The sequence below is a fragment of the Pseudonocardia sulfidoxydans NBRC 16205 genome (genome assembly GCF_007989085.1).
GTDB classification, from domain to species: Bacteria; Actinomycetota; Actinomycetes; order Mycobacteriales; family Pseudonocardiaceae; genus Pseudonocardia; species Pseudonocardia sulfidoxydans.
In genome coordinates this window covers 57797-64346 of record NZ_BJVJ01000033.1, presented here as the reverse complement: position 1 = coordinate 64346, position 6550 = coordinate 57797, and the positions used below count along the sequence as shown (strand labels likewise).

Sequence of the window (6550 nt, the reverse complement as noted above, 5' to 3'; positions counted from 1 at the left end):
TCCCCAGGACGACCGTGAGGTTGCGCGCGGTTGTGTGTGCCGAGGGCGGGCGGCCGCGTCCGACGTCACAGTCAACGCTGACTGTTCGGCTGCTAGCGTCGGGCCCGGCGGCGGCGGACGCCGCCCACACAGCTATGCGGTAGGAGGCGGACGTGCGCGATGCGGTGATCGTCGAGGCGGTGCGGACCCCGGTCGGCAAGCGCAACGGAGGACTGTCGGGTGTGCACCCGGCCGACCTGTCGGCACACGTGCTGCGGTCGCTCGCGGAACGTTCGGGCGTCGACCCCGCGGTCGTCGACGACGTCATCTGGGGCTGTGTCTCCCAGACCGGCGAGCAGACCTTCGACATCGGCCGCACCGCGGTCCTGTCGGCCGGCTGGCCCGAGTCGGTCCCCGGCGTGACCGTCGACCGCCAGTGCGGGTCGAGCCAGCAGTCGGTCCACTTCGCGGCCGCCGGCCTCGTCGCCGGGCAGTACGACGTCGTCGTCGCCGGTGGTGTCGAGTCGATGAGCCGGGTGCCGATGGGCTCCACCTTCGCCGACGCGAGCCCGTTCGGGGCCGACTTCGACGCCCGCTACGGCGGCGTGTTCCCGAACCAGGGTGTCGGCGCCGAGATGATCGCCGAGCGGTGGGGCTTCTCGCGCACCCAGGTCGACGAGTTCTCCATCACGAGCCACGAGAAGGCCGCCGTCGCGCAGGACGACGGTCGCTTCGAGGGCCAGATCGCGCCCGTCACCCTTCCCGACGGGACCGTGGTCGCCGCCGACGAGGGCATCCGCCGCGGCGGCACCGTGGAGAAGCTCGGCCAGCTCAAGACCGTCTTCAAGCCCGACGGCGTCGTCACCGCGGGCAACGCCTCGCAGATCTCCGACGGCTCCGCGGCCCTGCTGATGACCACCTCGGAGAAGGCCGCCGAGCTGGGCCTGACCCCGATCGCCCGCGTCCACACCGCGGTCCTCGCCGCCGCCGACCCGGTGATCATGCTGACGGCGCCGATGCCGGCCACCGAGAAGGCGCTGAAGCGCTCCGGGCTCTCGCTCGACCAGATCGGCGTCTTCGAGGTCAACGAGGCGTTCGCGACGGTGCCCCTGGCCTGGCTCGCCGACATCGGAGCCGACGCCAAGACGCTCAACCCCAACGGCGGGGCCATCGCACTCGGCCACCCCCTCGGCGGCTCCGGCGCGCGGATCATGACGACGATGGTCCACCACATGCGCGACAACGGGATCCGCTACGGCCTGCAGACCATGTGCGAGGGCGGCGGCCAGGCCAACGCCACCATCCTCGAGCTGCTCTGACGATTCCGACCCGGAAGTAGGACATCACATGGACGTGAACGGATCCGTCGCCCTGGTCACCGGCGGCGCGTCGGGCCTCGGCCTGGCCACCACCGAGACGCTGCTCGACGCCGGCGCGAAGGTCGTCATCCTCGACCTGCCGAACTCGCCGGGGGAGCAGGTCGCCGAGAAGCTGGGCGATGCCGTGCGCTTCGCCCCCGCCGACGTCCGCGACGAGGCCGCCGTGTCCGCGGCGCTCGACGTCGCGGCCGAGCTGGGCACGCTGCGCGTCGCGGTCAACTGCGCGGGCATCGGCCCGGCGGCCAAGACCGTCGGCAAGAACGGCCCGTTCCCGCTCGACCTGTTCACCCGGGTAGTCGAGGTGAACCTGATCGGCTCCTTCAACGTCATCCGGCTCGCCGCCGAGCGCATGACGGCGGCCGACCCGGTCGACGGGGAGCGCGGCGTCATCGTCAACACGGCGTCGGTCGCGGCGTTCGACGGCCAGATCGGGCAGGCCGCCTACTCGGCGTCCAAAGGCGGCATCGTCGGCCTGACGCTGCCGGTGGCCCGCGACCTCGCGAGCGCGATGATCCGCGTCGTGACGATCGCGCCCGGCCTGTTCGACACCCCGCTGCTCGCGAGCCTGCCCGAGGAGGCGCGCGACTCGCTGGGCAAGCAGGTCCCGCACCCGTCCCGGCTGGGTTCGCCGTCGGAGTACGGTGCGCTGGCCGCGCACATCGTCGCCAACCCGATGCTCAACGGCGAGGTGATCCGTCTCGACGGCGCGATCCGGATGGCCCCCCGCTGAGCTGCTGACCCGTCGCTGCTGCTGACCCGGACCGAGGAGGACCGCGATGAGGCGCACCCTGTTCGAGGACGACCACGAGGCGTTCCGCGACTCGTTCCGCACGTTCGTGCAGGCCGAGATCGTGCCGCACCACGACGCGTGGGAGCAGGCGGGGATCGTCCCGCGGGAGCTGTTCGCCACGGCCGGGAGGTCGGGCTTCCTGGGGATCGAGATCCCCGAGGAGTACGGCGGCGGCGGGGTGCGCGACTTCCGGTTCAACGCGGTCATGGACGAGGAGCTCATGGGCTGCGGCGCCGCCGCGGCCGGGCTGGGCCTGTCGTTGCACAACGACATCTGCCTGCCCTACTTCATGGCCTACTGCAACGACGAGCAGCGCGCCCGCTGGCTGCCCGGCATCGCCTCCGGCGAGCTGATCACCGCGATCGCGATGACGGAGCCGGGCATCGGGTCGGACCTCGCCTCGATGTCGACGACGGCGATCCGCGACGGCGACCACTACGTCGTCAACGGCGCCAAGACGTTCATCACCAACGGCATCAACGCCGACCTGGTCATCACCGCGGTGAAGACCGACCCGGCGGAGAAGCACAAGGGCATGTCGCTCGTCGTGGTCGAGCGCGGCATGGAGGGCTTCGAGCGGGGCCGCAACCTCGACAAGCTCGGCCAGCACGCCCAGGACACCGCGGAGCTGTCGTTCACCGACGTCCGCGTCCCGGTGGCCAACCTGCTGGGCGGACAGGAGGGGCAGGGCTTCGCCCAGCTCGTCGGCAACCTCCCGCAGGAGCGGCTGTCGATCGGCTACGCGGCCGTCGCGTCGGCCCGCTACGCGCTGGGCCTGACGTTGGACTATGTCAAGGAGCGCAAGGCGTTCGGCACGCCGATCGGGTCGTTCCAGAACTCCCGGTTCGTGCTCGCCGAGCTCGACACCGAGATCGACATCGCCCAGCACTACGTCGACGCGTGTGTCCGCGCGCTCGACGCGGGCGAGCTGACCGCGGCCGACGCCAGCAAGGCGAAGTACTGGTGCACCGAGCTGCAGGGGCGTGTCGTCGACAGGTGCCTCCAGCTGTTCGGCGGCTACGGCTACATGACGGAGTACCCGATCGCGAAGGCGTTCGCCGACGCGCGCGTCACCCGGATCTACGGCGGCACCACGGAGATCATGAAGGAAGTCATCGGGCGGTCGCTGGGCCTGTGAGCGGTCCGTCGCCCGACGCGGGCACCGCGCTCGACCCCGTGCCCGGCCCCGCCACGGCGGGGCCGGGCACGGGTCTGCGCACGCGCGCCCAGCGGGCCGAGGACGGGCGGGCCCGGATCCTCGACGCGGCGGTCGGGTGTCTCGTCGCCGAGGGTTACGCCGGTGCGTCGACGCTGGCGATCCAGGCGGCTGCCGGGGTGTCGCGCGGGCGGTTGCTGCACCACTTCCCCTCGCGCGACCTGCTGCTGGTCGCCGCGGCCCAGCACCTTGCGGCGCAACGGGTCCGCGATACCGAGGACCGGGTGCTCGCGCTCGTGGGGTCCGAGGTGCGCGGCGGTGACCGGGTCGACCGTGTCGTCGAGGCGCTGTGGGCGTCGTTCCACGAACAGCATTTCTGGGCGGCCCTGGAGCTGTGGACGGCTGCCCGCACCAACCCCGAGATCGCGGCCGCGCTGCTGCCGGAGGAGCGCCGGCTCGGCCGGGTGATCCGGGCCTCCCTCGCCCGGATGCTGGGGGAGCCCTACTCGTCGCATCCGCGGTTCCGCCAAGTGCGTGATCTTCTGCTCACGAGCATGCGCGGCGCGGCCCTCACCTACGCCTTCGACAGCCGTGACGCCGCCTCGGACTCGATGGTCGCGCAGTGGCAGGACCTGGTCAGGACGCTGCTCTCCGACTGAGCTGCCGATTCCCGTGCCGCATGCACGGTCGGTGACGGCTGGTGTCGTTCTGTGGAACAGCTCACTCGGATGGCTCTCTGAGTGTTCGCCTGCTTTAGTTAGCCTGCCCTTAGGTTAGGAATGGCGACCATGGCCCGTTCGTCCCGATCGGGTCCCGGAAGGATGGCGATGTCGACCTGCGCTCCCTCAGGTCCCACCGGCGCCGGGGACGACGTCCTCGACGTCCTCGGAGTGGGCTTCGGCCCGTCGAACCTCGGTCTCGCGATCGCGGTGGCCGAGCACAACGACGCGGCAGGAGCGGGTTCCCGACGGCTCTCCGCCCGGTTCCTCGAGCGGCAGCCGCGGTTCGGCTGGCACCGCGGCATGCTCCTCGACGACGCGACGATGCGCATCTCCTACCTCAAGGACCTCGTCACGCTGCGCACCCCGACGAGCCCCTTCAGCTTCCTGTCCTACCTCCACGACAGGGGACGGCTCATCGACTTCATCAACTACGGCAGCTCGATGCCGTCGCGGCTGGAGTTCCACGACTACCTGGAATGGGCTGCGGCTGCGTTCGCCACGCAGGTCGACTACGGCAGCGAGGTCGTCGCCGTGGAGCCCGAGGCCGGTGCCGACGGCGGGGTCGACGTGCTCACGGTCGTCGTCCGCTCGGCCGCGGGCGAGGTCCGGCACCGGGCCCGCAACGTCGTCGTCGCGACGGGGCTGACGCCGCTGCTGCCCCCGGGCGTCGCCGGGGGCGAGCGCATCTGGCACAGCCGCGACCTGCTCCACCGGGCCCCCGCCGTCGCCGGGACCACGCCGGAGCGCGTCGCGGTCGTCGGTGCCGGGCAGAGCGCCGCCGAGGTCGCCGACTTCCTGCACCGCACGTTCCCGTCCGCCGAGGTCTGCGCGATCTTCTCGCGCTACGGCTACAGCCCGGCCGACGACAGCCCGTTCGCCAACCGCATCTTCGACCCGGGTGCCGTCGACGACTTCTTCGATGCGACCGACGAGGCCAAGCAGCGCATCCTCGGCTATCACGCCAACACCAACTACTCGGTGGTCGACCCGGAGCTCATCACCGACCTGTACCGGCGGCACTACCACGAACGCGTCGCCGGAACCGAGCGGTTGCGGATCCTCAACCTCACCCGCGTCGGCGATGTCGTGGAGACCGACGACCGCGTCGAGCTGGCACTGGAGTCGGTGGCCGACGGCAGCCGCGACGTCGTGTCGGTCGATCTCGTGGTGTTCGCGACCGGCTACCGGTCGTCCGACCCGCTGCGGTTGCTGCCGGAGCTGGCCGGCACCTGCCTGCGCGACCCCGCGGGCCGGCTGCGCATCGGTCGCGACTACCGCGTCGCCACGGCCCCGCAGCTGCGCGCAGGAATCTATGTGCAGGGCGCGACCGAGCACAGCCACGGCATCTCGTCGACGCTGCTGTCCAACGTCGCCGTCCGCGCCGGGGAGATCGTGGCCTCGATCGCCGCCCCCGCCGCGGCACCCGTCGACGACACCCGCGCCGAGCTCGCGGAGCTGCGCAGCGTGCGCTGAGGCGCGCACCGAACCGACAGTGGCGGGTCCGGCTGCCGGGCCCGCCGCCGCACGTCCCCGGTACCGCGCCGGGGCGGAGGAACGAGGAGATTCCCGCATGCGCGTGGTGTGCTTCGGCTACATGACGTGGGGGCGACGCACCATCGAGGCCGTTCTCGACGCCGGCCACGAGGTACCGCTGATCGTGACCCACGCCGACAGCGACAACGCCTACGAGAAGATCTTCAACGAGTCCGTCGCGGAGCTCGCCGCCGACCACGGCATCCCGCTGCTCGTGCGCAACCGCGCCGAGGACGACGAGGTGAAGGCGGCGATCACCGCGGCCGGGGCCGACGTCATGGTGGTGTCCAACTGGCGCACCTGGCTGCCGCCGGAGGTCTACTCGATCCCGCGGCTGGGCACGCTCAACGTCCACGACGCGCTGCTGCCCGCCTACGCCGGGTTCGCGCCGCTGAACTGGGCGCTGATCAACGACGAGCCCGAGGTCGGCGTCACGGCGCACATGATGAACGCCGAGTTCGACGCGGGAGACGTCGTGCTGCAGTGGGCGACACCGATCAGCGACGACGACACGATCGTCGAGCTGTTCGACCGCACCCTCGCCATGTTCGGCCCGATCACCGTGGAGGGCCTCGCGCTGCTGGAGTCGGGGCGCACCGAGTGGCCGGCCCAGGACCGGCGACGTGCCTCCTACTTCCACCGCCGCACCGACGAGGAGAACCGCATCGACTGGACCTGGCCTGCGCGCGACGTGTTCAACCTGGTCCGCGCCCAGGTCGACCCCTATCCGAACGCGTACTGCTACCGCGGTACCGAGCGGATCCGAATCCTGTCGGCGTCGGTCACCGACGACGCGGTCGGCGGAACCCCGGGCCGGGTCCTGATCCGGCGCGGGCCGGGCGTCGTCATCGTCGCGGGTGCCGACGCCCGCCGCGGCCGCAACCCCGGCGTCCTGATCCACCGGGTGCGGCTCGACGACGGCCGCGAGTTCGACGCCGCCGACTACTTCCCGCGGATGGGCGAGTACCTCACCGCCCATCCGCGGGAGTAG

General features: G+C 71.5%; 6 protein-coding genes. All 6 read left to right on the top strand.

The genetic code is table 11. The features are described 5' to 3' along the window. Positions 1-152 precede the first annotated feature (152 nt). The 6 genes from PSU4_RS16930 (at position 153) to PSU4_RS16905 (ending at position 6550) form a co-directional block, all read left to right on the top strand. Positions 153-1298, top strand: a complete 1146-nt coding sequence (locus tag PSU4_RS16930; protein WP_147109322.1) for a thiolase family protein — start codon at positions 153-155, stop codon at positions 1296-1298. A 28-nt stretch (positions 1299-1326) separates the two neighbouring features. Further along, the gene (locus PSU4_RS16925) at positions 1327-2088 is read left to right on the top strand and encodes a 3-hydroxyacyl-CoA dehydrogenase (RefSeq protein WP_147109319.1); all 762 of its coding nucleotides are present in this window, start codon (positions 1327-1329) and stop codon (positions 2086-2088) included. Between the two features lie 46 nt (positions 2089-2134). Beyond that, a complete protein-coding gene (locus tag PSU4_RS16920; RefSeq protein WP_147109316.1) occupies positions 2135-3286 on the top strand; it encodes an acyl-CoA dehydrogenase family protein in 1152 nt (383 codons plus the stop codon). Beyond that, a complete protein-coding gene (locus tag PSU4_RS16915; protein WP_307724791.1) occupies positions 3283-3963 on the top strand; it encodes a TetR/AcrR family transcriptional regulator in 681 nt (226 codons plus the stop codon). The genes PSU4_RS16920 and PSU4_RS16915 overlap by 4 nt, the downstream gene beginning before the upstream one ends. 168 nt (positions 3964-4131) lie before the next feature. Continuing rightward, positions 4132-5499, top strand: coding sequence for a lysine N(6)-hydroxylase/L-ornithine N(5)-oxygenase family protein (locus tag PSU4_RS16910; RefSeq protein ID WP_147109313.1), 1368 nt, complete (start codon positions 4132-4134; stop codon positions 5497-5499). 97 nt (positions 5500-5596) lie between these two features. Beyond that, positions 5597-6550, top strand: coding sequence for a methionyl-tRNA formyltransferase (locus PSU4_RS16905; protein WP_147109310.1), 954 nt, complete (start codon positions 5597-5599; stop codon positions 6548-6550).